The 25,193-nt window shown below is 48.1% G+C and carries 20 protein-coding genes and 1 tRNA gene; 16 read left to right on the forward strand and 5 right to left on the reverse strand.

The genetic code is table 11. The annotated features are described in order from the left end of the window. The first annotated feature begins 24 nt into the window (after positions 1–24). The 15 genes from BM323_RS18965 (at position 25) to BM323_RS19035 (ending at position 19,322) form a co-directional block, all read left to right on the forward strand. Positions 25–1,545 (forward strand): xylose ABC transporter ATP-binding protein, encoded by a 1,521-nt coding sequence (locus BM323_RS18965; protein ID WP_008105257.1) that lies wholly within the window; start codon positions 25–27, stop codon positions 1,543–1,545. Next, on the forward strand, positions 1,538–2,719 hold the full coding sequence (gene xylH / locus BM323_RS18970; RefSeq protein ID WP_008105258.1) for a xylose ABC transporter permease XylH: 1,182 nt from the start codon (positions 1,538–1,540) through the stop codon (positions 2,717–2,719). The genes BM323_RS18965 and xylH overlap by 8 nt, the downstream gene beginning before the upstream one ends. A gap of 93 nt (positions 2,720–2,812) precedes the next feature. Next, positions 2,813–3,991 carry a D-xylose utilization transcriptional activator XylR gene (gene xylR / locus BM323_RS18975; protein WP_008105259.1) on the forward strand — a complete coding sequence of 393 codons (1,179 nt, stop codon included), beginning with the start codon at positions 2,813–2,815 and terminating at the stop codon, positions 3,989–3,991. 61 nt (positions 3,992–4,052) lie between these two features. After that, a tRNA-Sec gene (locus BM323_RS18980) sits at positions 4,053–4,147 on the forward strand. 243 nt (positions 4,148–4,390) lie between these two features. Then, a complete protein-coding gene (locus BM323_RS18985; RefSeq protein WP_091004247.1) occupies positions 4,391–5,611 on the forward strand; it encodes a tyrosine-type recombinase/integrase in 1,221 nt (406 codons plus the stop codon). Positions 5,612–5,908: 297 nt separating this feature from the next. After that, a complete protein-coding gene (locus BM323_RS18990; protein ID WP_091004170.1) occupies positions 5,909–6,175 on the forward strand; it encodes a hypothetical protein in 267 nt (88 codons plus the stop codon). 45 nt (positions 6,176–6,220) lie between these two features. After that, entirely contained in the window at positions 6,221–6,799 is a 579-nt protein-coding gene (locus BM323_RS18995) for a restriction endonuclease subunit S (protein ID WP_091004172.1), read from the forward strand. A gap of 6 nt (positions 6,800–6,805) precedes the next feature. Continuing rightward, the gene (locus BM323_RS19000; protein WP_091004174.1) at positions 6,806–8,329 is read left to right on the forward strand and encodes a type I restriction-modification system subunit M; all 1,524 of its coding nucleotides are present in this window, start codon (positions 6,806–6,808) and stop codon (positions 8,327–8,329) included. Then, on the forward strand, positions 8,319–9,479 hold the full coding sequence (locus BM323_RS19005) for a restriction endonuclease subunit S (protein ID WP_091004176.1): 1,161 nt from the start codon (positions 8,319–8,321) through the stop codon (positions 9,477–9,479). Before BM323_RS19000 ends, BM323_RS19005 begins: the two co-directional genes overlap by 11 nt. After that, positions 9,476–10,522 carry a virulence RhuM family protein gene (locus BM323_RS19010; RefSeq protein WP_091004179.1) on the forward strand — a complete coding sequence of 349 codons (1,047 nt, stop codon included), beginning with the start codon at positions 9,476–9,478 and terminating at the stop codon, positions 10,520–10,522. The genes BM323_RS19005 and BM323_RS19010 overlap by 4 nt, the downstream gene beginning before the upstream one ends. Further along, positions 10,519–13,797 (forward strand): type I restriction endonuclease subunit R, encoded by a 3,279-nt coding sequence (locus BM323_RS19015; RefSeq protein ID WP_091004182.1) that lies wholly within the window; start codon positions 10,519–10,521, stop codon positions 13,795–13,797. Before BM323_RS19010 ends, BM323_RS19015 begins: the two co-directional genes overlap by 4 nt. Positions 13,798–13,815: 18 nt before the next feature. Further along, positions 13,816–14,535: a M48 family metallopeptidase gene (locus BM323_RS19020; RefSeq protein ID WP_091004185.1), complete on the forward strand. Its 720-nt coding sequence runs from the start codon at positions 13,816–13,818 to the stop codon at positions 14,533–14,535. A 54-nt stretch (positions 14,536–14,589) separates the two neighbouring features. Then, the gene (locus tag BM323_RS19025; protein WP_091004188.1) at positions 14,590–15,219 is read left to right on the forward strand and encodes a hypothetical protein; all 630 of its coding nucleotides are present in this window, start codon (positions 14,590–14,592) and stop codon (positions 15,217–15,219) included. Positions 15,220–15,307: 88 nt separating this feature from the next. Continuing rightward, positions 15,308–17,134 carry a DUF262 domain-containing protein gene (locus tag BM323_RS19030; RefSeq protein ID WP_091004191.1) on the forward strand — a complete coding sequence of 609 codons (1,827 nt, stop codon included), beginning with the start codon at positions 15,308–15,310 and terminating at the stop codon, positions 17,132–17,134. Further along, a complete protein-coding gene (locus tag BM323_RS19035) occupies positions 17,121–19,322 on the forward strand; it encodes a DUF262 domain-containing protein (RefSeq protein ID WP_175501726.1) in 2,202 nt (733 codons plus the stop codon). Before BM323_RS19030 ends, BM323_RS19035 begins: the two co-directional genes overlap by 14 nt. A 166-nt stretch (positions 19,323–19,488) precedes the next feature. Here the strand turns inward: BM323_RS19035 and BM323_RS19040 are convergent, their stop codons facing one another. Both BM323_RS19040 and BM323_RS19045 read right to left on the reverse strand, forming a co-directional pair. After that, positions 19,489–20,745 carry a GTPase gene (locus tag BM323_RS19040; RefSeq protein ID WP_091004196.1) on the reverse strand — a complete coding sequence of 419 codons (1,257 nt, stop codon included), beginning with the start codon at positions 20,743–20,745 and terminating at the stop codon, positions 19,489–19,491. 61 nt (positions 20,746–20,806) lie between these two features. Further along, positions 20,807–21,172 carry a hypothetical protein gene (locus BM323_RS19045; RefSeq protein WP_091004198.1) on the reverse strand — a complete coding sequence of 122 codons (366 nt, stop codon included), beginning with the start codon at positions 21,170–21,172 and terminating at the stop codon, positions 20,807–20,809. A gap of 132 nt (positions 21,173–21,304) precedes the next feature. Between BM323_RS19045 and BM323_RS19050 the strand changes: the two genes are divergently transcribed. Further along, a complete protein-coding gene (locus tag BM323_RS19050) occupies positions 21,305–22,993 on the forward strand; it encodes a sigma 54-interacting transcriptional regulator (RefSeq protein ID WP_091004201.1) in 1,689 nt (562 codons plus the stop codon). A gap of 518 nt (positions 22,994–23,511) precedes the next feature. Here the strand turns inward: BM323_RS19050 and BM323_RS19055 are convergent. From BM323_RS19055 to BM323_RS19065, 3 genes are all read right to left on the reverse strand, one after another. Further along, positions 23,512–24,102 carry a hypothetical protein gene (locus tag BM323_RS19055; RefSeq protein ID WP_091004204.1) on the reverse strand — a complete coding sequence of 197 codons (591 nt, stop codon included), beginning with the start codon at positions 24,100–24,102 and terminating at the stop codon, positions 23,512–23,514. Positions 24,103–24,188: 86 nt separating this feature from the next. Further along, positions 24,189–24,395 carry a helix-turn-helix transcriptional regulator gene (locus BM323_RS19060; protein WP_091004207.1) on the reverse strand — a complete coding sequence of 69 codons (207 nt, stop codon included), beginning with the start codon at positions 24,393–24,395 and terminating at the stop codon, positions 24,189–24,191. Positions 24,396–24,495: 100 nt separating this feature from the next. After that, positions 24,496–25,125, reverse strand: a complete 630-nt coding sequence (locus tag BM323_RS19065) for an inovirus Gp2 family protein (RefSeq protein ID WP_091004211.1) — start codon at positions 25,123–25,125, stop codon at positions 24,496–24,498. Between the last annotated feature and the right edge of the window lie 68 nt (positions 25,126–25,193).

A 25,193-nucleotide genomic window follows, 5' to 3' on the forward strand; every position in this document is an offset into this window, starting at 1 on the left:
CGAGCCCGCAAAGGAGATAGGTCGATGTTGCTGGAAATGAACCATATCACCAAACGTTTCGGCGCGGTGAAAGCACTGGATGACGTGAGCCTGCAGCTGGAAGCCGGTGAAGTGATGTCGCTGTGCGGCGAAAACGGCTCGGGAAAATCGACGCTGATGAAGATCCTGTGCGGGCTCTATCCGCACGGTGACTTCGAAGGCACTATTCATTTTGCGGGCGACGAGATTCAGGCGCAGACCATTCGCGATACCGAACGCAAAGGGATCGTGATCATCCATCAAGAGCTGGCGCTGGTGCGGCAGCTGACGGTGATGGAGAACATTTTCCTCGGCGCAGAGCTAGGGCGTTTCGGCATGGTGGATGACGAAACCATGACGCTGCGCTGCCAGCAACTGCTGGAGCGGGTCAAGCTGCATGTCTCGCCGGATACACGCGTCGGAGAGCTGGGATTAGGCCAGCAACAGCTGGTGGAGATTGCACGCGCCCTGAATAAACAGGTGCGCCTGCTAATCCTCGACGAGCCGACCTCTTCGCTTACCGAACAGGAAACCGAGGTGCTGCTGAGCATCATCAAAAACCTGCGCGAGCACGGCATCGCCTGCATCTACATCTCGCACAAACTCAATGAAGTTAAAGCGATTTCGGACACTATCTGCGTGATCCGTGACGGTCAGCATATCGCGACCCGCGCGGCCGCCGGGCTGAGTGAGGATGACATCATCACCATGATGGTCGGGCGCGAGCTAACGGCGCTCTATCCGCATAGCCCACACGAGATTGGCGAAACCCTGTTGCAGGTGGAGAACCTCACGGCGTGGCATCCCATTAACCGCCATATTCGCCGGGTGGATAACGTCTCTTTCAGCCTGAAGCGCGGCGAAATTCTTGGCATTGCGGGGCTGGTCGGTGCCGGGCGAACCGAAACCGTGCAGTGTCTGTTTGGCGTTTGGCCGGGGCGCTGGCAGGGCGATATTCGCATCAACGGCAAGAAAGTCCGTATCAATGACTGCCGCGCCGCCATCGCTCACGGCATCGCAATGGTGCCGGAAGATCGCAAAAAGGATGGCATCGTGCCGCTAATGGGCGTGGGCAAAAACATTACGCTTGCCGCGCTGGATCAATTCTCTCCCCACCTTTCGCTGCTGGATGAAGCGCAGGAACAGCAGGCAATTAACCAAGCCATTGCGCGCCTGCGGGTGAAAACCTCGTCGGCGGAACTGCCGATTGGTCGCCTGAGCGGTGGGAATCAACAGAAAGCGATCCTGGCTAAATGCCTGCTGCTCAATCCAAAAATCTTAATTCTTGATGAGCCGACGCGCGGCATTGATGTGGGCGCGCGCCAGGAAATTTATCTGCTGATCAACTCGCTAGTGCAGCAAGGGATTGCCGTGATTGTCATTTCGTCTGAGCTGCCCGAAGTACTGGGCCTGAGCGATCGGGTTTTGGTGATGCATGAAGGCAAAATCAAAGCCGATCTGATTAACGATAACCTGACTCAGGAGCAGGTGATGGAAGCCGCCCTGCGGAGTGAACACTATGTTTAAGACCGAAAGTACGCAACGCGGCCTCACCACGCCGGGTAAAGGTGCGCCGGGAAAATTCTCGCTGCCGGATTTGCAGGTGCTGGTAATGCTGGGTGCGATTGTGCTGATCGCCCTGTTCTTCACCTGGACCACCGACGGTGCGTGGCTCAGCGCCCGTAATGTTTCCAACCTGCTGCGCCAAACCGCCATCACCGGCATTCTTGCGGTCGGCATGGTGTTCGTCATTATCTCAGCGGAGATCGATCTCTCAGTCGGTTCAATGATGGGCTTGCTCGGCGGTGCTGCGGCCATCTTTGACGTCTGGCTCGGTTGGCCGCTGCCGCTCACCATCGTCGTAACTTTGGTGATGGGCCTGCTGCTCGGCACCTGGAACGGCTGGTGGGTGGCCTATCGCAAAGTCCCGTCGTTTATTGTCACGTTGGCGGGAATGCTGGCGTTTCGCGGCATTCTGGTCGGCATCACCGACGGTACAACCGTAGCGCCCACCAGCCCGGCGATGTCGCAGATTGGGCAAAGCTATCTACCTGGCGGGATCGGTTTTGGTTTCGGCTTTGCGGGTTTGGCGCTGTTCATCCTCTGGCAATGGCGTTTACGTCTGCGTCGCCAACAGCTTGGTCTGACGCAAACCTCCGTCAGCGGTGCGCTGGTGCGACAGGTCATCACCGCTGTTCTGGTATTAGGCGCGATCTGGCTGCTCAACGATTATCGCGGCGTACCAACGCCGGTGTTGCTGCTGGCACTGCTGCTGCTCGGCGGCATGTTTATGGCGACGCGCACGGCTTTTGGCCGCCGGATTTATGCCATCGGTGGCAACCTGGATGCCGCGCGCCTCTCCGGCATTAATGTGGCCCGCACCAAGCTGGCGGTCTTCGCCATCAATGGCGTGATGGTGGCGATTGCGGGCCTGATTCTCAGCTCACGCCTTGGCGCGGGTTCGCCTTCGGCAGGCAACATCGCCGAGCTGGATGCCATCGCTGCCTGTGTGATTGGCGGCACCAGCCTGGCAGGCGGCGTTGGTTCGGTGGCGGGCGCGGTGATCGGCGCATTTATCATGGCTTCGCTGGATAACGGCATGAGCATGATGGATGTCCCGACCTTCTGGCAGTACATCGTCAAGGGCGCCATCCTGCTGCTGGCGGTATGGATGGATACCGCAACGCGCCGCCGGGTGTAATCGCGTGGGGGATCACAATGTGGCGCAAATTCTTTCTGCTGTCCGTCGTGCCATGCTATGCAAGGTGCTGTCGATTTAGGAGAGTGCGCCACGATGCATGAAAAACGCTTTCGCATTACGTTGCTGTTCAACGCCAATAAGGTCTATGACCGCCAGGTGGTTGAGGGCGTCGGTGAATATTTACAGGCATCTCAAACGGATTGGGACATTTTCATTGAAGAGGATTTTCGTTGCCGCATCGACAACATCCGGGAATGGCTGGGCGATGGGGTTATCGCCGATTACGACGATCCTTCGATTGAGAAACTGCTGGCGAACGTGTCGGTGCCGATTGTCGGCGTCGGCGGATCCTACCATCAGCCGCAGGACTATCCGCCCGTGCATTACATCGCCACCGACAACGCCGCGCTGGTCGAGAGCGCCTTTTTGCATTTGAAAGAGAAAGGCGTAAACCGCTTTGCTTTCTATGGTTTACCCGCAGCCAGCGGCAAACGCTGGGCGCAAGAGCGTGAACATGCGTTTCGCCAGCTGGTGGCGCGTGAACGTTATCAGGGTGTGGTCTATCAGGGCATGGAAACAGCACCGAAAAACTGGCAGCACGCCCAAAACCGCCTGGCTGACTGGCTGCAAACGTTGCCGCAGCAAACCGGCATCATCGCCGTCACCGATGCCCGTGCTCGCCATCTGCTGCAGGCCTGCGAATACCTCAAAATTCCGGTGCCGGAAAAGCTCACGGTGATCGGTATCGATAACGAGGAGTTAACGCGTTATCTGTCGCGCGTGGCGCTCTCATCCGTGGCGCAGGGTTCGCGTCAGATGGGTTATCAGGCAGCAAAACTGCTGCATCGCCTGCTGGATAATCAGCCTCTGCAACTGCAACGAATTCTGGTGCCACCAGTAAAAGTGATTGCGCGCCGCTCCACCGACTTCCGCTCCTTGCACGACCCGGCGGTGATTCAGGCGATGCACTACATCCGCTTTAACGCCTGCAAAGGCATTAAAGTTGAACAAGTGCTGGATGCCATCGGCATCTCGCGATCGAATCTGGAAAAACGCTTCCGCGATGAAACCGGCGACACCATTCACGCCATGATTCACCGCGAAAAGCTGGAGAAAGCGCGCGAGCTGCTGGCGTGTTCGTCACTGAGCATCAATGAGATCTCACAAATGTGTGGCTACCCATCGCTGCAATATTTCTATTCGGTGTTTAAGAAGAGTTATGCCAATACGCCAAAGGAGTATCGGCAGCTTCACGGTGAAAACGTGCTGTGACGCACGGCTAAGATCAAGAATTCCGCCGCGATTGTCGCTATACTCCTGCGGCATCTTCAAAGGAAGATCGTCGTCTCCGGTGAGGCGGCCGGATTTCAAATCCGGTTGGGGCCGCCAGCGGTCCTGGGCAGGTTCGACTCCTGTGATCTTCCGCCACTTTAGCTCTCTCAAACTCCCTCACATTCAACTAAACCCCCTATTTCACTGGAATAACCTCTTTCTATCCTCTCTGGGAGTCAACTGGATTCTACCCCTATCAATAAACATTTGGGGGTGCTAAAGGGGGTGTAAAATTGTATGCTCTTTTTTGACACCCCCAAATCTGTTTTGCCACTCATTCAGCCCTGAACTGGCATGCCATCTCGCATGCCGCTACTCGTATTTTTAATGGTGATGGATATGCCTCTTACGGACATAAAAGTAAAAACAGCCAAGCCGATGGATAAAGCTTACAAGCTGACGGACGGCGGTGGCATGTATCTGCTGATCAATGCCAATGGTTCAAAATACTGGCGCTTGAAATATCGTTATGCCGGTAAAGAAAAGATGCTTTCGATTGGTGTCTATCCTGATATCTCTCTGGCTGATGCACGTCAGAAAAGAGATGCAGCCCGTAAGCTATTAGCTGCTGGGAGCGATCCTGGGGAAGTTAAGAAAGCAGAGAAGTTGGCGCAGAAGCTTTCTTTTGATAACACTTTTGATGCCATTGCCCGTGAATGGCATAAGCAGAAAGCCGATCGCTGGTCACCGCGCTATCGTGACGAAATTATCGATACGTTCGAGAAAGATATTTTTCCTTACATCGGTCAGCGCCCCATTGCTGAAATCAAACCGATGGAGCTACTGGAAGCCCTGCGCCGCATGGAAAAGCGTGGCGCACTGGAGAAGATGCGTAAGGTGCGCCAGCGCTGTGGCGAAGTCTTTCGCTATGCCATCGTTACCGGGCGTGCAGAGTACAATCCGGCTCCTGACCTTGCCACTGCGCTGGCTACTCCAAAGAAAACCCACTTTCCGTTCCTTACGGCAGAAGAGCTGCCTCACTTCCTGAAAGATCTGGCGGGTTATACCGGCAGCATCATTACTAAAACGGCGACACAGATCATCATGCGGACCGGAGTGCGTACTCAGGAATTGCGTTTTGCCCGTTGGGAGGATATCGATTTTGAAAAGCGGCTTTGGGAAATCCCTGCTGAAGTAATGAAGATGAAGCGACCCCATATCGTTCCGTTATCTGAGCAGGTTGTGGGGCTGTTTCAGTCGCTGAAGCCGATTACCGGCATGTATCCGTTAGTATTTATTGGCAGGAATGACCGGACAAAACCAATCTCGAAGGAGAGTGTAAATCAGGTGATTGAGCTGTTGGGGTACAAGGGGAGGCTGACGGGGCATGGTTTTCGTCACACCATGAGCACAATCCTGCACGAAGAGGGTTTCAATTCAGCATGGATTGAGACGCAGCTGGCCCATGTGGATAAGAATGCCATTCGTGGCACCTATAACCATGCGCAGTATCTGGAAGGTAGGCGGGAGATGATGCAGTGGTATGGGGATTACATTGATGGATTGACGATCAATGGATCAGTTATAACCGATAAATTTTACGTAAAAACAGAGCCTTAGAAAACTCAAATAATATATTCGCTTCAATACTTAAGCCGTCCTAAAAAGACAGATTGCGCAAATTATAACCAAATTTATCGCCAATGATTCGATGCCAGACTTCATAGATGCTGTCTATAGAGTTTGTACTGCACATATTTTAGTTGTTGACGGCTAATTTTTTTTGCTTCATCATAAACAAATCGACCATGCTTTTATTGCAGTACTAGTTCTATAGATACTAGTGTGGTCGTGCGACAGGCTGCAACCTGTCGCGATGATATAAATCCCAATGTCGAAAATCAGGAGATCACATCTATGTCAGTATATCAAATCAACTACGATCTGCGTAAGCAGAAAGACTATTCCTCACTAATTGAGCGCATCAAGTCCTATGGAACTTGGTGCCATCCTCTCGAATCTGTCTGGATTATCGTTACCAATCAAACGGCGCCTCAGGTACGTGATTACCTCACCACGGTAATGGACAGGGATGATGGGATTTTGGTAACTCGTTTGCAAGGAGAAGCCGCGTGGTATGGGCTTTCCAATGAAGTATCTCAATGGATTCAAAGTAATTTGTAGTTGTGAGTTTGTGCGCCAAGGACGGCGCGATAATTAGAGGACTATATGCCTACACCCCTAAAGAAATTAGGTGAGATTGCAGATATCCGTTCAGGCTACACCTTAAGGGAAGCAATAACGCCTGTGCCTGGAGGGGATGTCCGCATCTTGCAGATTAAAGATATTGAACTGGATTGGCAGTGGGACCCTGATGTTTTACCAGCGATTGCCTGGGAACAACATGCTTTACCACCGCTGCTGGAACAGGGGCAGATTGTGGTTGCCGCTCGAGGTAATCGCAATACCGCTGCCGTTTACCGTGGGGATATTCCTGTCGTTGCGACTAACCAGTTTCTGGTTGTCACGCTGAAAAGGAAAGAGAGTGAATTTGTCCCAGAGTATTTGGGCTGGGTCCTCAATCAACCCATGATTCAGCTGGAGTTTCAGCGTAGCGGTTCAAACATCCAGTTGATTACTAAAGCAGCATTAATGCAAGTCACGATACCTGTGCCCGCGATAGAAACGCAGCATCAGATTGGCCAGCTTCAACGCATATGGCACCACGAAGACGAGCTAATAAAGAAGCTACAAAATAACCGTCGCCAGCTTGAAGTTGGTATTTTGCAGAAATTACTTAAGGATTAAGACGTTATGAGCAACATGATCGATCAAGAACGTATCAACCGCGTGCTGTGGGGGGTATGTGACACCTTCCGTGGCACCATCAGCCCTGATACTTATAAAGACTTCATTCTTACCATGCTGTTTTTGAAGTACATCTCAGATGTCTGGCAGGATCACTATGATGATTACCAGGCTCAGTATGGCGATGAGCCAGAACTGATTGAAGAGATGATGAAGAATGAACGCTTTGTTCTGCCCAAAAATGCCAGTTTTTATGCTCTATTTAAGCAGCGCAGTGAGGCCGGTAACGGTGAACGCATTGATGTAGCTCTGCACGCGATTGAAGAAGCTAACGGCACTAAGCTGAAGGATGGCAGTAAAAGCGTATTCCAGGAAATATCTTTTAATACCAATAAGCTTGGCGACGAAAAACAAAAGAATCTGATCTTAAAGCAACTGCTTGAAGATTTTACTCATCCAGAACTGAATTTGAAACCAAGCCGCGTCGGTGGTCTTGATGTCATTGGTAATGCTTACGAATATTTGATTGGTAAGTTTGCTGCGAACAGCGGCCAGAAAGCGGGTGAGTACTACACGCCACCTGAAGTGTCCGATCTGCTGGCAGCGTTACTTGACCCACAGCCTGGCGAGTCTATCTGTGACCCAACCTGTGGTTCCGCTTCTCTTTTGATGAAATGTGGTAAGTGGGTGGCTCAACAGCACCATAGCAAGAACTATGAGCTTTACGGGCAGGAAGCGATTGGCTCAACCTGGTCGCTGGCAAAAATGAATATGTTTCTGCACGGTGAAGATAACCATAAAATCGAGTGGGGTGACACCATTCGTAACCCCAAGCTACTCGATAAAAATGCTAACCTGATGCTGTTTGACGTAGTAACCGCCAACCCGCCTTTCTCACTGGAGAAGTGGGGAGTTGATGATGTTTCTGACGACCAGTTCAGTCGTTTTCGTCGTGGTCTGCCGCCTAAAACAAAAGGCGACTATGCGTTTATCCTGCATATGATCGAAACCATGAAACCGAAAACTGGACGTATGGGTGTGGTGGTTCCCCATGGCGTGCTGTTCCGGGGTTCTAGCGAAGGAAAAATTCGGCAGAAGTTGATTGAAGAAAATTTGCTTGATGCGGTGATTGGGTTACCCGAAAAACTGTTTTTTGGTACAGGTATCCCCGCAGCGATTCTGATCTTCAAGAAACAAAAGATCGACGATAAGGTGCTATTTATTGATGCTAGTCGTGAGTTTCAATCCGGTAAGAACCAAAATCAGCTCACCGATGTTAATATTCGTGACATTGTAAAAACCTATAGAAATGGCGATAACATCGATAAATATGCGCATATCGCCAGCCTGCAAGAGATCCGCGACAACGATTACAATCTTAATATTTCACGTTATGTAGATACTTTTGAAGAAGAAGATACAATCGATCTGATAAAGGTACGTGCTGAGCGTGAAGAATTAAAATCACAACTTGTAAAGTTAGAAATTGAAATGGCGAAATACCTTAAGGAGTTGGGTTATGATTCCTGAAGGGTGGTTAATTTCGACGCTTGAGAATCTTATTGATATTAAGCATGGGTTTGCTTTCAAGAGTGACTACTTCCGTAGTGAGGGTGAGTATATTCTTACTACACCTGGTCACTTTTTTGAAGTCGGAGGATTTCGCGACCAAGGCAATAAAACTAAGTACTATGTTGGAGAAGTCCCTAAGGGATATATCCTAAATAAGGGCGATGTTTTACTTGCTATGACTGAGCAAGCTGCCGGTTTACTTGGTAGCGCAATGTATGTGCCTCATTCAAACAAATACCTTCACAATCAAAGGCTTGGGTTGGTTATTGTGCTTGATCATGAAAGGGTTTGTAAAGAGTATATATATCTTATATATAACTCCTCTACAACACGAAAAATTATTGCTGAACAAGCATCTGGTACAAAAGTTAAACACACATCTCCCAGTAAATTACTCGGAGTGAATGTATTAATTCCGCCTCTTTCAGAGCAAAAAAAAATCGCCAAAATCCTTTCCACTTGGGATAAGGCGATCACTACCACAGAACAACTGCTTAACAATAGCCAGCAGCAGAAAAAAGCACTGATGCAGCAATTGCTCACAGGTAAAAAACGTCTTACAGAATTTAGTGGGGCGTGGGAATCTGCTCATTTATGCAATATGGCGAAAATTGTCAAAGGGAAGGCATTAAGTAATAGGAATTTGATTGATGGTGAGATTCCTGTTATTGCGGGAGGGAAAAGTAGCCCTTATAAGCACCGTGATTTCACACATGAAGATGTAATAACAGTAAGCGCTAGTGGTGCTTATGCGGGATATGTTTCCTATCACCCCTATAAAATATGGGCATCTGATTGTTCTGTTGTTGTGGCAAGGGAAGGTTCCGATACTGGATACATATATCAATTACTTACTTTTAGACAAAATGAAATCTATTCATTACAAAGTGGAGGAGCACAACCGCATATTTACCCCAAAGATCTTGAAAGTCTAAAGGTTATTGTTCCCTCCCTGAGGGAACAAAAAGCTATCTCTTCTTTATTGGCAGTTTGTGATAAGGAAATAAAAAATTTACTAAAAAAGCTGCATTTCCTAAAACAAGAAAAAAAAGCCCTTATGCAGCAACTGCTCACTGGTAAACGTCGAGTGAAGACGGAGGCCGCATGACTGATAAACATTTACCTCAACCACCAGCAGGGGAATTTCTGCTGTTCCAAAGTGAGGATGGCCGCGCACGCGTTGAGTGTCGCTTTCAGTCAGATACGCTTTGGCTCACTCAGGCATCTATGGCTGAGCTATATGATAAGGATGTTCGTACCATCAACGAGCACCTGATCAACATCTTTTCCGAAGGTGAACTTGGTCAAAATTCAACTATCCGGAAATTCCGGATAGTTCGCCAGGAAGGAAAACGTCAGGTTTCCAGAGAGATAGAGCACTACAGCCTCGAAGCCATACTCGCCGTAGGCTATCGTGTTCGCTCAGTTCGGGGAACTCAGTTCCGTCAGTGGGCCACGCAAACCCTACAGGAATATCTGATTAAAGGGTTTGTGATGGATGACGAGCGGTTGAAGAATCCGCCCGTCGGCTCTTCTGTGGTTCCCGACTACTTTGACGAGATGCTGGAACGCATCCGCGATATTCGTGCCAGCGAGCGCCGCGTCTATCTGCGTGTGCGGGAGATTTTCGCGCTGGCCGCTGACTACCAGCCGTCCCTGAAAGAAACCACCCTCTTCTTTCAGACAATCCAGAATAAGCTTCATTTTGCCTGCACAGGACATACCGCTGCTGAGCTGATCCACCAGCGGGCAGACGCCAGTCAGCCCCATATGGGCCTCACCAGCTATAAAGGCAATGACGTGCGAAAAGGTGATGTCACTGTCGCTAAAAATTACCTGATCCAGAAGGAGGTCAGTGAGCTGAACCGGGTGGTGAATATGTGGCTGGACTATGCCGAAGATCAGGCGCTGCGCCGCCAGCAGGTCTTTCTACAAGACTGGCAGGAGAAGCTGGATCAGTTTCTGCAGTTCAACGATCGCAATGTGCTCCAGGGCGCAGGCACGGTCAGCAAGAAAATGGCAGATGAAAAAGCTCAGGGTGAATATGCACGATTTGCAGAGCAGCGGCGTTTGTTAAAAGAGGCCGAGGGTGAAAAGGATATTACCGAGCTACTGCACTGGAAAGCCGATAAAGATAAGGGAACATCATGAGCATGCAAATCGCGCCAAAATTCCAGGAAGAGTATAGCGCCAAGCTTCCGGCGCTGGCCCTCCTGAACAATTTAGGCTGGACCTATATTTCACCTCAGCAAGCCTTGTCTGCGCGAGCAGGCAAGGTAGATCAGGTGGTCTTGAACCAGCTTTTGCGTGAACAGTTAGCCAAGAGAACATTTATCTTTGCCGGTGAAGAGCATGCCATTTCTGACAAAGCGATTGATAGCCTGATTGCCGAAATTAACAGTCCGGCATTAAATCAGGGATTAATTACCGCCAATGAGCACTTGTACAACCATCTGTTGTACGGCATCTCCGTGACGGAATTTATCGATGGCAAACGGGCGAACCCGACTATCTCGCTGATCGACTGGAACAACCCGCAGAACAACAGCTTTGTTTTCACTGAAGAGTTCAGCGTGACACGCGCTAACGGCATTGAGGCGCGCAGGCCCGATATTGTCTGCTTTGTGAATGGTATTCCGCTGGTCGTTATCGAGGCTAAGCGCCCGGACGGCAATGCAAAAAAAGGACCGACTATTGATGAAGGGATCTCCCAAAGCCTGCGTAACCAGCGTCATGATGAAATTCCGCGACTGTTTGCCTACAGTCAGATCTTACTGTCGATAAACGGCCATGATGGGCGTTACGGGACTTGCGGAACACCGACCAAATTTTGGGCGACATGGCGGGAAGAAGATATCTCTGACCTGGAGATGCTTGCTATTAAAAACCGCAAGCTTAGCGCGCAGCAGATGGAGTCAATCTTCAGCCATCGGCCGGTTGCCTGCCTAGAATGGTATCAGAACCTGATCGCAGGGGGCGGGCTGGCGTTAACGGGCCAGGACCAGCTGCTTATTAGCCTGCTGTTACCCGAGCGCCTGCTGGATATGGTTCGCTTCTTCACGCTGTTTGATAAGAGAGCCGGTAAGGTCATTGCCCGATATCAGCAGGTCTTCAGTATCAAACGGCTGCTACAGCGTATTGAAACGAAGAATCCTGATGGTAGTCGCAACGGTGGGGTTGTCTGGCATACCACGGGTTCGGGTAAGTCACTGACGATGGTTTTCCTGAGCAAGGCGCTGATTCTGAGTGAAACTCTCAAGCAGTGCCGCATCGTCGTGGTGACCGATCGCGTTGATTTGGAAAACCAGCTCAGTCGTACCTTTATCTCAACCGGGGAACTGGCCGGAAAAAGAGATAAAGCCGATGCCATTGCCACCTCTGGCAAACGCCTGGCCGAACAGATTGGTAAGGGGACTGAGCGCATTCTCTTCTCGTTGATTCAGAAATTCAACACGGCCACCCGGCTGCCTGAGTGCGTGAATACCAGTCCCGATATTATTGTGCTGATTGATGAAGGCCACCGCAGTCACGGCGGCGAGAGTCATCAACGCATGAAGCTTGCTCTACCCAACGCAGCCTTTGTTGCTTTCACCGGTACACCGTTGCTGAAAGATGATAAGACCACGAATAAGTTTGGTCCCATTGTTCATGCTTACACCATGCAGCGTGCGGTAGAGGACAAGACCGTCACTCCGCTCCTTTACGAGGAGCGCCAGCCCGAGCTGAACGTTAATGAACGAGCGATAGACAGTTGGTTTGACCGTATCACTGAAGGATTAACGGAAAAACAAAAAGCCGATTTGAAGCGTAAGTTTGCTAATAAAGGCCAAGTTTATAATGCTGACGATCGTATCCACCTTATTGCGCTGGATATCGCCAACCATTTTGTCAAAAACATCGACGATGGCCTGAAGGGACAACTAGCCTGTGACAGCAAAGCAGCGGCGATCAAATACAAAAAGTATCTTGATGAAGCCGGGCTGTTTGAGTCTGCCGTGGTGATAAGTTCACCTGACACGCGTGAAGGGAATACCGAGGTTGATGAATCTGGTATTCCTGATGTGACCCAATGGTGGAAGGATAATGTCGGCTCTCAGGATGAACAGGTTTACACGCGCAATATCATCGACCGTTTTGATAAAGATGATTCTCTGAAGCTACTGATTGTGGTGGATAAGTTACTCACCGGATTTGATGAACCCAAGAATGCCGTGCTTTACATCGATAAGCCGCTTAAAGGGCATAACCTAATTCAGGCAATCGCCCGCGTTAACCGACTTCATCCTAAGAAGAAATTTGGTCTGTTAATTGATTACCGGGGCATTCTCAAAGAGCTGGACACCACCATTGAGGATTACCAAAAGCTGGCATCCCGCACGCAGGGTGGGTTTGATATTGACGATCTGGTGGGGCTCTACGGCCAGATGAGTACGGAGTACAAGCGCCTTCCCCAGCTGTATAAAAATCTGTGGGCGATTTTCGCCAGTGTAAAAAATAAAAACGATATTGAGCAGCTCCGTCAGGTGCTGGTGCCGCGCACGGAAGAAAAGTACGGCGAAATGGTTGATGTGCATCTCAAAGTCCGTGAAGACTTTTATGAAGCTCTCACACATTTTGCCAGCTGCCTTAAAGTGGCGTTGCAGTCGGCTACCTTCTTCGAAGATAAGAGTTTCAGCGAAGAAGATCGCCAGCACTATAAAGAGACGCTGAGGCAATTTACCAGCTTGCGCCAGCTGGTGAAGCAGGATGCCGGTGAGACGGTAGATTATGATCAGTACACCGAACAGGTTAAAAAGCTGCTGGATAAACACGTTGTTGGCGTAGAAGTCCGCGAGCCCGATGGGGTGTATGAAGTCAGCAAAATGGGGCAGCGACCAGAGGAGTGGAGCGAGGATAAAACCCGTAACGAAACGGATATCATTACAACCCGCGTAACCCGCATGATTGAACAAGAGTTACGTGATGATCCTTATGCCCAGGAAGCCTTCTCGAAATTACTTCGCCAGGCTATTGAGGAGGCGGCAAAACTCTTTGATCATCCTCTCAAACAGTACATGCTGTTTCGTGAGTTTGAGGAGCAGGTACAGGAACGGCGGCTGAACGACATACCCGACGTTTTTTCGGGTAATCATCATGCGCAGGCTTACTTCGGAGTGTACAAAAAAGTATTGCCGGAGGTTTTTGCCGTCACTGATTCTCAGGTCATCGATAAATGGGTGAAGCTTGCCTTTGAAGTAGACCAGGCTGTTGATATCTCAGTGGCCGAGAACTCTATCAATCCGCAAAATATCGAGGCAGATATCCGCAAGAAGCTTCTACCAATGATGTTTAAAGAGTGTAAGGCGATCGGTGGCGGAATGGATCAGGCGAAAAAGATTGTCGAAATGATCGTCCAGATTACCCGTGTAGGGCTGAGCGGAGTTTAAAGCGTGGGCGCAAGAGCAATGAGCTTCATTTACGGTGATGAGCGCATTACCTTCGAGCGTAAACCGCGACCGTTGGTGAATGGGCGCATTCTAATAAAAGTTCATCCTGACTGCCGGGTTGTTGTATCCGCGCCGGACGATACCGATGACCAACAGGTTCTGAATGCTGTTGAAAAACGCGGACGTTGGATCTATCAGCAGCTGCGGGATTTCCGCAAGCAATTGGAATATGTCACGCCACGGCAGTATATCAGTGGTGAAAGCCATTACTACCTAGGCAAGCAGTACATGCTTAAGGTGATAGTGGCTCCCTCTGACGTTCAGGGCGTTAAAATGTTGCGCGGCAAACTTGAAGTCACTGTACGTCATAAGAGCGCTGAAAAGGTTCTGCAGCTGCTGACTGACTGGTACAAAGCCCGCGCCCGGGAAGTCTTCGCCAGAAGGCTGAGCGCCATGCTGGAGCAAGCGCTATGGGTAAGCGATTCACCACCATTGCGTATTCTTACCATGCAGACTCAGTGGGGAAGCTGTTCACCCAATGGAAAGGTGACACTTAACCCTAATCTGGTGAAGGCTCCGCGTGAATGCATCGATTACGTTATCCTGCATGAACTCTGTCATCTGGCCGAGCACAACCACAGTGAACGGTTCTACCGGCTCATGGGGCAGGTAATGCCGAACTGGGAGAAGACCAAGAAGCGTTTGGATGGGATGGTCGGGATGATAATGACAAGCTAAGCATAATGATGCGATGCTTCTGTTCTGGAGGATTCATCATTAAAGGGAGGAGATATGGATAAAATCATCTGTGCTCTGTGCAATACAGCTGTCGAAGTGGCGGTGCTATCCAGTCATTTGCTAACTAATCATGGCTGGAGGATGGCACCTAATCTTGCTAAGCCCGTAGCCGAGGCAAAGCTAATTGCCCCTCAAACCTGCAAATGTCCTGTATGTAACATCTCTCTCAAGGACGCGAAAAGATTAGAAAAGCATTTAAATAAAGCCCATTCAGAAAAACGAAAGGCTTCTCCCATCAGCAGTAGTCCTTCAAAGAAAAGCAGCATAACGACGATTTCCTATCAATGGGCGATAACTCAGCAGTTAGATAATAAATACTCCGCCATAGTTGAGAAATTTGTTGCTGAAAAGTCGTTATCTGAAATTGAAAAAGAAATAGTGACCATCGTAAATGGCTATGATGCGGCGGATACTTCTAGGCAGAGTTTGATGTCAGGGCGGCTTATTTTGCTCTCGCATGCCAAGAAAAGAATCGCTGCAAAAAATAAAACCAAAAAAAATAAGAAAGTAACTGAGAAGGGTAAAAAACCGAGCAGTGCTCGCTCAGCAGACATTATGGATCAGTATATTGGTGGGCGCAGGATTGTTGTTTCTGGTGGTTTACCTTCCCTTGGGAAAAGATGATTTTGTTTACTGATAAATTTGATTATTACACTTACATCTAATTTAACTAATAACATGCAGCCGGAAAATTAGGCATGCAAGGAGGCACATGACCACGAACAATGAACTTCTCCTTAGGCCGATTAGCGACCTGATGAAACAGCGTTTTTTCATACCCTCATACCAGCGGGGCTACCGCTGGACGCAAAGGCAGGTTACAGACCTTCTGAATGACATCGCTGAATTTCAGAAAAACAGCGAGTCAAGTTCCCGCAAAGCCTTCTACTGCCTACAGCCTGTTGTAGTTAAGCAGTGTGGCGAAGAATGGGAATTGGTTGATGGCCAGCAACGCCTGACAACCATCTGCATTATCCTGCTTTATCTAAAGGACATTGCCGCAATTCTTGGTCATTCGGGATACTCTCTACGCTATGAAACTCGCCCTGAGAGTGCAACTTTTCTCAGCAATATCGACAGCGAGCATGCAGATGATAATATTGATTTTTATCATATGAATCAGGCTCGGGAAGCAATAGACGCATGGTTCATTTCACGGCCACCTGTCTATAAACTCAGCTTTTTGCAGACTCTGCTGAATGATGATGAGGCCGGTAAAAATGTAAAAGTGATCTGGTATCAGTTAAGCGAACAGGCAAATGTGACTGAGGTGTTTTCCCGGCTTAATCGTGGAAAAATCCCGCTAACCAACGCAGAGCTGGTTAAAGCACTGCTGCTCAATGCCGGAAATTTCAGTCAGGTGACCGAACTCAGCGTTCGCTTTAATCAGCTTAGAATTGCGCAAGAGTGGGATGAAACGGAGCGTCGCCTTCAGCAGGAGGACTTCTGGTATTTCATCAGTAATCACACCCGTGAGAGCAATCGCATAGAGTTGATACTTGGGCTAGTCGCAGATTCACTAAAGTCAGGTATTTCTCGTCAAGATCCACACTACATCTTCCTGTCTTTCGCCCATTACCTGGAGGAAATGCATCAGGATCCGGAGCGCATAGAAAAAGTGTGGCTGCTTATCAAACAGCGCTTTATGTTGCTAGATGAGTGGTACCGTGGCCGCGTGACTTATCATCTTGTCGGCTATCTTATTAGTAATAGTGAGAGCGTCATTCCACAACTCATCAGCGAATCTGAAAGCTGTGAGAAAAAGTCGGTATTCATTGGCAGATTAAAACAAAGGATTCTGCGTATTGCTCTGCCGGGACTCGCCGGCTCGTTGAGCAGGGAGCGAACCGATCGCAGCACTCAGATCGACGCCACGATATCCGCGCTGACCTATCCTGAGCGGTCGCTGCGTCCCTTACTTCTACTTTTCAATATTGCCATTTTGCTGACCAACAAAACATCCTCTACCCGTTTCCCGTTCAGGCATTACAAACTCGACGCCTGGGACATTGAGCACATTACGTCAGTCAGCTCGCAAATGCCTGAAAACATCAGCGGACAGAAGGCCTGGACGGAGGTAATGCGAGAGCATTTCCGGCCTCACAATATCACAGAAAAAGGGCTAGACCCGGCCCGGTCGGCACAGCATCTGCTCTTTAAACGTGCGGAAGAGTTGCTTCTGGAGGAACCCTTTGACAGTGAAAAATTTGAAGCCTATTTCAGCGACGTTTTGAATGAGTACAGTCGTACGCCGCAACAGGATAGAGATGACAACATTGGAAACCTTACGCTTTTAGATCAGTCAACTAACAGAAGCTACCGCAATGCCATCTTTCCTGTGAAGCGTAATCGTATTATTGAAGCGGACAAGACATCAACGTTTGTCCCACCTGGTACACGAAACGTATTTCTCAAATATTACAGCAGTAACGTCCACGATATGACTTTTTGGAATACTCAGGATCAAGATAGCTACCGACACGCAATTACAGATGTGCTGACCGTATTTTTTGATGGAGCAACGTATGCAACAAGGTAAAACCATTACATTCGCCAGTTTATTCAGCGAGGTTAGCAACGTTGAGATCCCCATCATACAGCGTGATTATGCTCAGGGCCGCGATGAAGCATGGGAAATTCGCGATCAGTTTCTCCATTCGATTAGTCAAGCTCTTACAGCCCCTGTTGACGCACTGCCGCTCGATCTCGATTTTATTTATGGGAACCTCAGCACTGAGGAGCGCCCTACCCTTTCGGTCCTCGATGGTCAGCAGCGCCTTACAACTCTCTTCCTGCTTCACTGGTATCTGGCGAACAAAGAGTCGAAATATGCTGATTTCAGTGAACGATTCACTCATTTGGGTAAATCCCGCTTCACCTATCAGACCCGCACCGCCGCAACTGAGTTTTTTCATGCACTGGTGGGGGCCGCCGATAGTGGCCTATATTTTGTCGAAAATGCCCCCGCACTTCGGGATCAGATAACGGACAGTAACTGGTTCTATCACTCCTGGCTTCAGGATCCTACGGTATCCGCAAGTCTGACAATGCTGAATGCAATCCAGTCATGCTTCGAACACGCACCTGGTGAACTTTATGCAAGACTGTGCAGTTCTGACGACCAGTCAGTGGTATTCCAGTATCTGAATCTGTCGTCATTTGGACTTTCTGACGATCTCTATATCAAAATGAATTCGCGTGGAAAATCACTTACCGATTTCGAAAATTTTAAAGCCTGGCTCTCAGGCCAAATGAGTCAGCAGTCTGGTGCCGTGGCATTTGGTGAGAAAATCGATCAAGCCTGGACCGATATGTTCTGGACCCTTAGCAAAAAAAGCAGCGAAAGCTTTGATACCCTCTTTCTGCGCTTTTTTAAGCGGATGGCATTTCTTCTTGAGTGCAGTCAGTCAACTGAACCTGCATATCTGCTTGCAAACCAAAGTGCGGCTTGGTTCAACACCCTGAGAAGCACCCGTGAAGGTTTTAGTAACTCAGAATTCGAAGTAAGAAATACTTTCAATTCCAAGAACATCCAGGTCCTCTCATCCGTACTTGATTTCCTTTGCTCCCCGCATGCAACGCGCGAACATCGTAACTTGCTAATGGAGTTTCTGACGGGCTTTGACTTACTGGGAGCATGCCGTTTTTACGCACTCTGCGCATTTATTACTTCCATGAAATCGTCCAACGACACCTACTTTGCGGAACACCACTCTCAATGGACTCGCGTCACTGATAACTTCCTTTACACCGTACGTATAGACAGTAACCCGGTCGCAGTGAGTGTTATCCGTTCTTTAGATGAACTGGCCCCTTATGCTGATGACATTTACAGCCACATGAGTTCGGTTGATGTTCGAGTGGGTTTTAATGAGCAGTGGGATGAGGAAGCACTTAAAGCAAAGCTGATTATTTTGGATATTGCATGGGAGCCTGCCTTAATTCGGGCTGAATCTCATCCTCATCTAAAAGGTCGCGTAAGGGGACTGCTCCAGGGAGCCAAAACTGCTGATCATGATGAATACGATCTTACCCGATTTAAATTATTAACAGAGAAAACCTATTGGATTCTTAACGAAAGGGTTCTGCAGAACAGCGAGCACCTTCTAGAACGTGCTCTGCTGTCCTTAGGTGATTATCTGATATGGCAGAAAGGGCGACGGTATACCTTTTGCCTGCCTTCGCATCAGTCCTGGCGTGAGCGTAATGAGAACTGGCTAAGGGTGACAGAAAAAAAAGTGTTCATTGAGCTGCTGGATAAGCTGACAAAAAAAGAAGATATGTCAGATAAGCTCCGAGAAATTATTCAACAGTCAAGCCCAGGCGGCTGGCGTGAACTGGTCATAAGAGATCCTGAGGCAATCCGCTACTGTTCGGAAAGGATTATCGACAAATTAGATAATCAAGTATATCTGTTAAGTAAGACAAACCTTCGCGGCTATTTCAAGGAGTTGCACAGCTGGGTACTCTCGAAAAAGTTGTCGGCCCTTCTTCGCCAAAAGGACGGCAATACGCCTTTTACAGCTGTGACCTATCATCCGGTCTATGGAGATGAGTGGCCGTGTATCGAGCTAACGGTGAATGAAGGTGAAACTTTCTTTATCGCACATGAACACGGAATATGGTTTGACTGTCAAAATATGGATGATGAAGGTGAGCCGCTTCCGCTGCCCGCTTTTTTCCAGCCATTAGCAGATACATTGATGCAGGAAGCAGTTAGCTTTTAAATGATAGGTATGATAGCCCTGAATCGTCATGAATAGCCTTTGGGGCTGCTGTGCTATGTGTTGGGGGGGGGGCAAACTACTGCAAAGCAAGTGCACTGCTTAGTTCTCTCAAGCCCAAAGGAAATGACGGAACCAGGAGCATGCTCCTGGTTTAATTTTATCGACGTTATTTTTGCTCGGCTTTCAGATGCGCAGTCTCTTTACCCAGCGCCTCTAAATGATTCACTACCCAGTCAAACACAACCCGTGCACCAATCGGGCCATCCTGCGACAAACGTGGATCAGGGTCAAACGCCGTTTCAATCACATAAGGGTTTTGCAGACGCGTTTTGGCGACCTGAACCATCTTCTCTTTATCATTTGGACGAAGCATATCTACCTTGTTCAGACAGACCAACACTGGCTTGCCCTCCACCTTTAACTTATTCAGTGTCTCCACGTCATGACCCGATACACCACGGTTGACGTCGACCACCAGCAGAAACAGATCGGTATGCTTGATGTTGTCATTCACTAGATCGTTAACTTCGGAACGGACATCGTGAAAACCAGGGAAATTAATCAGTTTAATGGTGCCGGTGTGACCAAGGTCATACACCTTAGTATCTGATGTTGAGCCTGCAATAGGATTAATATTGCCGGTATCAACACCGAATACGCTTTTAAAAAGCGCATCTTTGCCGACGGAACCATCTCCCACGACACTGATAGTCAGTCGTTTCAACACGTTCTGGCGCAGCATCGCGATGTGCACAATCGCCGGAACCGTCTTGCGAAACGCCGGGCCTGCAATTTCTACCGCCAGCCATGCGCCAGAAGCGATCCAACCAATTGGCCCTAGGAATGCACCTACACCACGGACTAGCGCCGCATTTGCCGCAAAGTTTAATCCATTACCCATCAGCGAGCGGGCAAGCATGTTGGCTAGGATAACGGACATCCGATACACCGCAAAGCCGCCAAACTGGTTAAGCATCACCTGTGATGCCATCAATGTACCAGCCAGAATTGCCCCCTGATCTTTCTCGGAAAGATTCATCGAACGCATCAACGCACTGCGTTCTTCATCACTCATTTTTTTCAGCGCATCGGAAAAAAGATGCTGAATAATAAACTCTTCATTTATCTCTACCGGTTTGTCTTTGCTGACTCCTTTAACCTTCAGTTTTTCACCAACGTCACAGACAATTTCTTCATATTCCACACCATCGCCACTACGAAACAGGCTGGCAATGTCATTGCTGCCCATTTTGCGCAGGTAATGGGCAATTTTTTGCGCATCGGAACGGGTGCTGCTGCGCTCCAGTTGCAAATTCAGTTCGTCCTTGGTTGTACTAAGGTAGCCAAGCAGTGGTGTAATATCTTCTTTGTTCTGTGCCAGCGAACGTTGTAATACATCAACTAGTGAAAGAGTTTTGCTCATTATTTTTTCCTTTTGAGTAGGTACTGCGCCATGCTGCTGCACCTGAGTTCACTGTAATAAGTTAGGCTAAAGCCAGGACAAGATTATCGCTACCCGCTTCCGGATAGATGGTAATACGCATTTGCGCTAAGGCTGCCCCTGCTGCACTCCCGATCAGCGCACCAGTCAACGCTCCAAGCACGCCACCGCACATAGCCCCCATTACAGTGCCGGTTGCCGCCCCTGCGGCACAAAAAACAATGACACGCTCAGTAGACGCATCTATAAACTGAACTGTAATGCGGCGCGTTTTGCAGAAATCACGCAGTTCGCTCTCAACATTTTGCAGCAAGCTGGCAGGGATTTCGAAACGCGTCCCTTTGGCTTTAACGGCAATAAAGGCTAACAGTTTACTAATCTGGTCTGGACTCGCAATTTGGATATTCATCGTTGTCTCTTTTCGGTTGTGTGTAGTGATATAACTATTGCGAATAGCGTGCCAACTTTCTAAATTAAAAAATTATTATAATTTTCAATGCATTAAACAATTGACGCCTTTTATTGACTTCAAGTCTTAGTGATGAAATCATCACCGAATGTTTCAGCAAGTGATGAATTCGAAGTCATGGATATACGAATCCTTAATTTTAGCGAAGAAAAATGCCCAGCCGATTTGGCACCAAATTGGCATCAGGTCAGCTCGAAATCCTCCAACCAACAAACTTTTTTGCTTAACACGGATATTACCAACATGATTTCGCAAGCCGTGATGAGCGAATGGAAAAAGGCGCTGGCATTGCTCGTGGAACACGAAAATATCAAAGCGCTGACAAAAACGTACTCAGACTTTATGCCCTGGGTCAAAGGTATTGCAGATAAAGGACCAGAGGCTGTTTTGCAAAATGAACATAATCTCTTCTCTGGCTTAGCGATATCGGATCCCTACGACAGGGCTTATGACCGCCTTTTTGTTAGTCAAGCGCGAGCTATCGTTACACGCAAAACCGTTTTTCTGCTTCCTGACAGCTCACCACCAAACTCAGTGCTACATAACGCGGATGATCGTAACGAATTCATTCACTCGCTTTCGGCATTGCTTAGCGCAGGTAATACCTCCATCGCGCTGGCAAAATCCGAATATAATAAAAGTAGGGATGAATCAATTTTCAACACCGTACTAGCATCACTTTTTGCCAGAAATTCACAGCTACGGTTGGATGAAGATACGGGTATTCACATTAAGCCTGGCCCCCTGCTTATTGAGGGAGATACCGGTACTGGGAAAAGCGCAGCGGCTAAACATCTTGCCTCGAAAATGGGTAAGGCAATGGTTGAAATCAATCTTGCGGCAGTCAGTGAAACATTGTTGGAAACACGTATGCGAGGTTCAACAAAAGGTGCATTTACAAGCGCCACCAACAAAAATGGATTTTTTGAAGAAGCACACAACGGCGTGCTCTTCCTTGATGAACTGCAAAGTGCAAGCCTGGCCTCACAAACACAGCTCCTAGATTTGCTTTCTGCCATTAGTAATGACGTCTGGATCAGTAAAGTAGGGGATGACGCGGCGAAGAAAAAATACGATGTCAAAGTGGTTCTGGCCGTTAATGAACCCGTCTCACGCCTGCTGACGGAAGGCCGTTTACGCCGCGACCTGTTTCATCGCATACGCGACGTTGTGAAATTCAAAACTCTCAACGAGTTATTTACACATAACAACGCCTTAGAATTGTTAACACATATTCTGACGCTCTATCGATGGAAATCTTTTTATCTGCCCACCTTTACAGATAATGGAAAAGCGAGACAGGCACTGTCACAGCTATTCACGGTTTATGAAGAGGGTGTTTTACAAAAAATATTGCGGGCCCCTTGGCCGGGAAACTTCCGACAGTTGGAGCGTTTTGCCTGTGATCTCTTCTTTGTACTTGGCGAGAGTACAGAAGTGACGAACGACCTTATCGACCGTCTGCTCAAAGAGGAGGCGAACCGTATCCCGGCCTCATTTATTGAAGCGGAGCTAACACACAGCGAGCAAACTGTACCCACAATATTCAGTGAAGTGGAAACCATAATCAAAAAGCATCATTTCAACCTGAAAGCATCACTGCCTGAACTTGGCGTGTACCGACTACGGACCTACAACGCATTGAAAGGTTTTATCCGGGAAAACAAAGCCCAATTCAGCGAAAGTTTTCTGGCTGACTCCAAAATCACAAAGATCATCACCTCCACGATTGCAGAACGCAAGGGACGTGAAAAAGAATAAAATCTGTGCATATTCTGACCCAATTCGATCACTGATAGCGGAACCAATGACTGGATTATCGGAATCGGCGATCCTGGTATTGGAATTCCGCGCTTTTCAAATTCAAAACAATGGATAGCACTCCCCCCTGAACACTTATCTCACGGAAAGGTGTCATCATGACATGACTGAGAACGTGGATGAGTAAAATCAATGAAGTGCTTCACCTTAAATTTAACGATCATTTATTCAACAAGATCGTTACTACCTGCCTGAAATTGGGATGCCGCACTAACTCTGATATTGTCACTCGCTTCAAAACGAGTCAGCTGCCAAGACATCCGCCAGAGTATCGAGCGGCTCACTGGCAGTGTGAAGTTTTAGTCTCAATGCGAGGCCAAGCGTTCCACTACCTAATGATGCGTCTGCAGATTCCACAGCGACTCAACGTGACAATTAAACAAGCCTGCCGGATTGACCACCGGGACGGCTATGCCTCGCTACTGCTATCAAAGAAGCAGCTAAAGGTAAGCATAAATTTATGGAACGACCATCGTGCGATAAGCGAAAATGACATACTCATCCATCGCGTTGGTAAGTGCGACATTTTCTGCCTGCCGGTCGCACACCCATTGAGTTATCTCCGCATCTGATTTGAATTTTAGGTTCTCAATCCAGTCGGCTAGATCATTGCCTAACATCAAATCGTACCAACATAGCCAAACAAATTTGAGGCGTATTTCGGTGCCACTAAATTGTTGGAACAGGCTAATTAACTTGTTGGCTAATGAACGTTGTTTCAAGCGAACACACTCAGAGAGTAAGACGCCTTCAAGCATAGGATGATGGACCAACAGATGTTCCTGCGTGCTCAAGCTAACATTTTGATCATCTAGTGGAGGTTGAGATTTTTCCATCTGAGGGCCAAAAATTATCTTGTGCAAACACTGAGGAACAACCGCATGAGCAGGTTCTTTGTTGGGAAAGTTTAAGTAACCTATCATCAGGTGATGAGAGTAATAAATGTTCTGGTGACACATCCCTTGTCGAACAGCGAGCTTTGAAAATTCCATCAGCCAGGTTTGGTAATATTTAAGAATCTCTTCGTAACGCGTTTTATATTCTTTCATGTTTTTTCTCATTAATATCTAGATGACAAATGCTTTCGATGTCACCTAAATACATTTCCAACGGGTAAGTCGATGGGCTGGGTACGTTACTGCCGGGAATGACTGATGCGCTCATTTAACCAGCCTTCCACTTCGCTTTTTAACCATCGAGAGCTTCGACCAAATTTGATTGGCTTAGGGAAGTGATTTTCTTGGATCAGCTTGTAGAACCATTTGTCTGTCAGGCCAGTTAAATGGGTAATGAATTCCATAGTGACGAATTGATCGTCAAGTACGTTTGGATTTGTGGTCATTGTTAGTGGCTCCAGTTGATAGGGGGCCGGAAAGCGATTCATGCATACTCTCCGACATATCACTGGGTCCTCATGTAAAAATCTGGAGATCACCTAATCGTCAGCCTTGACTGGTTCCAAAATTTCTAAATCCATCCTCGTTATGTTTACTGCGCACTTTTGCGAGATAAAGCGATCTGTGGCGTAGTTTTTGATAGGAGCTGTTTAAATCAGGTTTATTAACGTCTAGCCACACAAACGGTTCTACTGGAAAATGAGCTAAATAGTGATCTTGCATTAAGTTGGCTTCTTCCAGCCATAAGGCCCTGCACCATGCATCTTTAATCATGAATGCTAAATTATGGATGTCAGGATCATATTTACCTGGGGCACAGTAAGTGTCTTTATTTAGAAGGAGTAGGATATGGTAGTGAGGCTTGATTCCGCGCTGTTCAAATTCTCGTACCCACACATAGCGAACACTTGTTTGATGGCTACGCTTGTTATTTTTTTTCTTTCTTAATACATCTGCTTTAATCTGCTCCCTCAAAGATTGAAAGAATCGAGTGATGACTTTACTGTCCGTTCCGCCAAAACTTTCATTATCTATCTCGGGTAGTCTTAAATCGAATCTTAACGCTAATGTTCTGGAGTGCGATTCCAAAGCTTTACCGATCGTTTCTTCGATTCTATTAACATAGTGCTCCCACAATTCACCATAAACTGGGTCATTGATAATTCTGTTATTCATTTTCAACCACTCATGTTGTTTACACATAATGGTCGGGTGTCATGTGATTTTGTAGACAACGGTGGTTA

The organism is Pantoea sp. YR525, from assembly GCF_900116775.1.
Classification (GTDB): domain Bacteria; phylum Pseudomonadota; class Gammaproteobacteria; order Enterobacterales; family Enterobacteriaceae; genus Pantoea; species Pantoea symbiotica.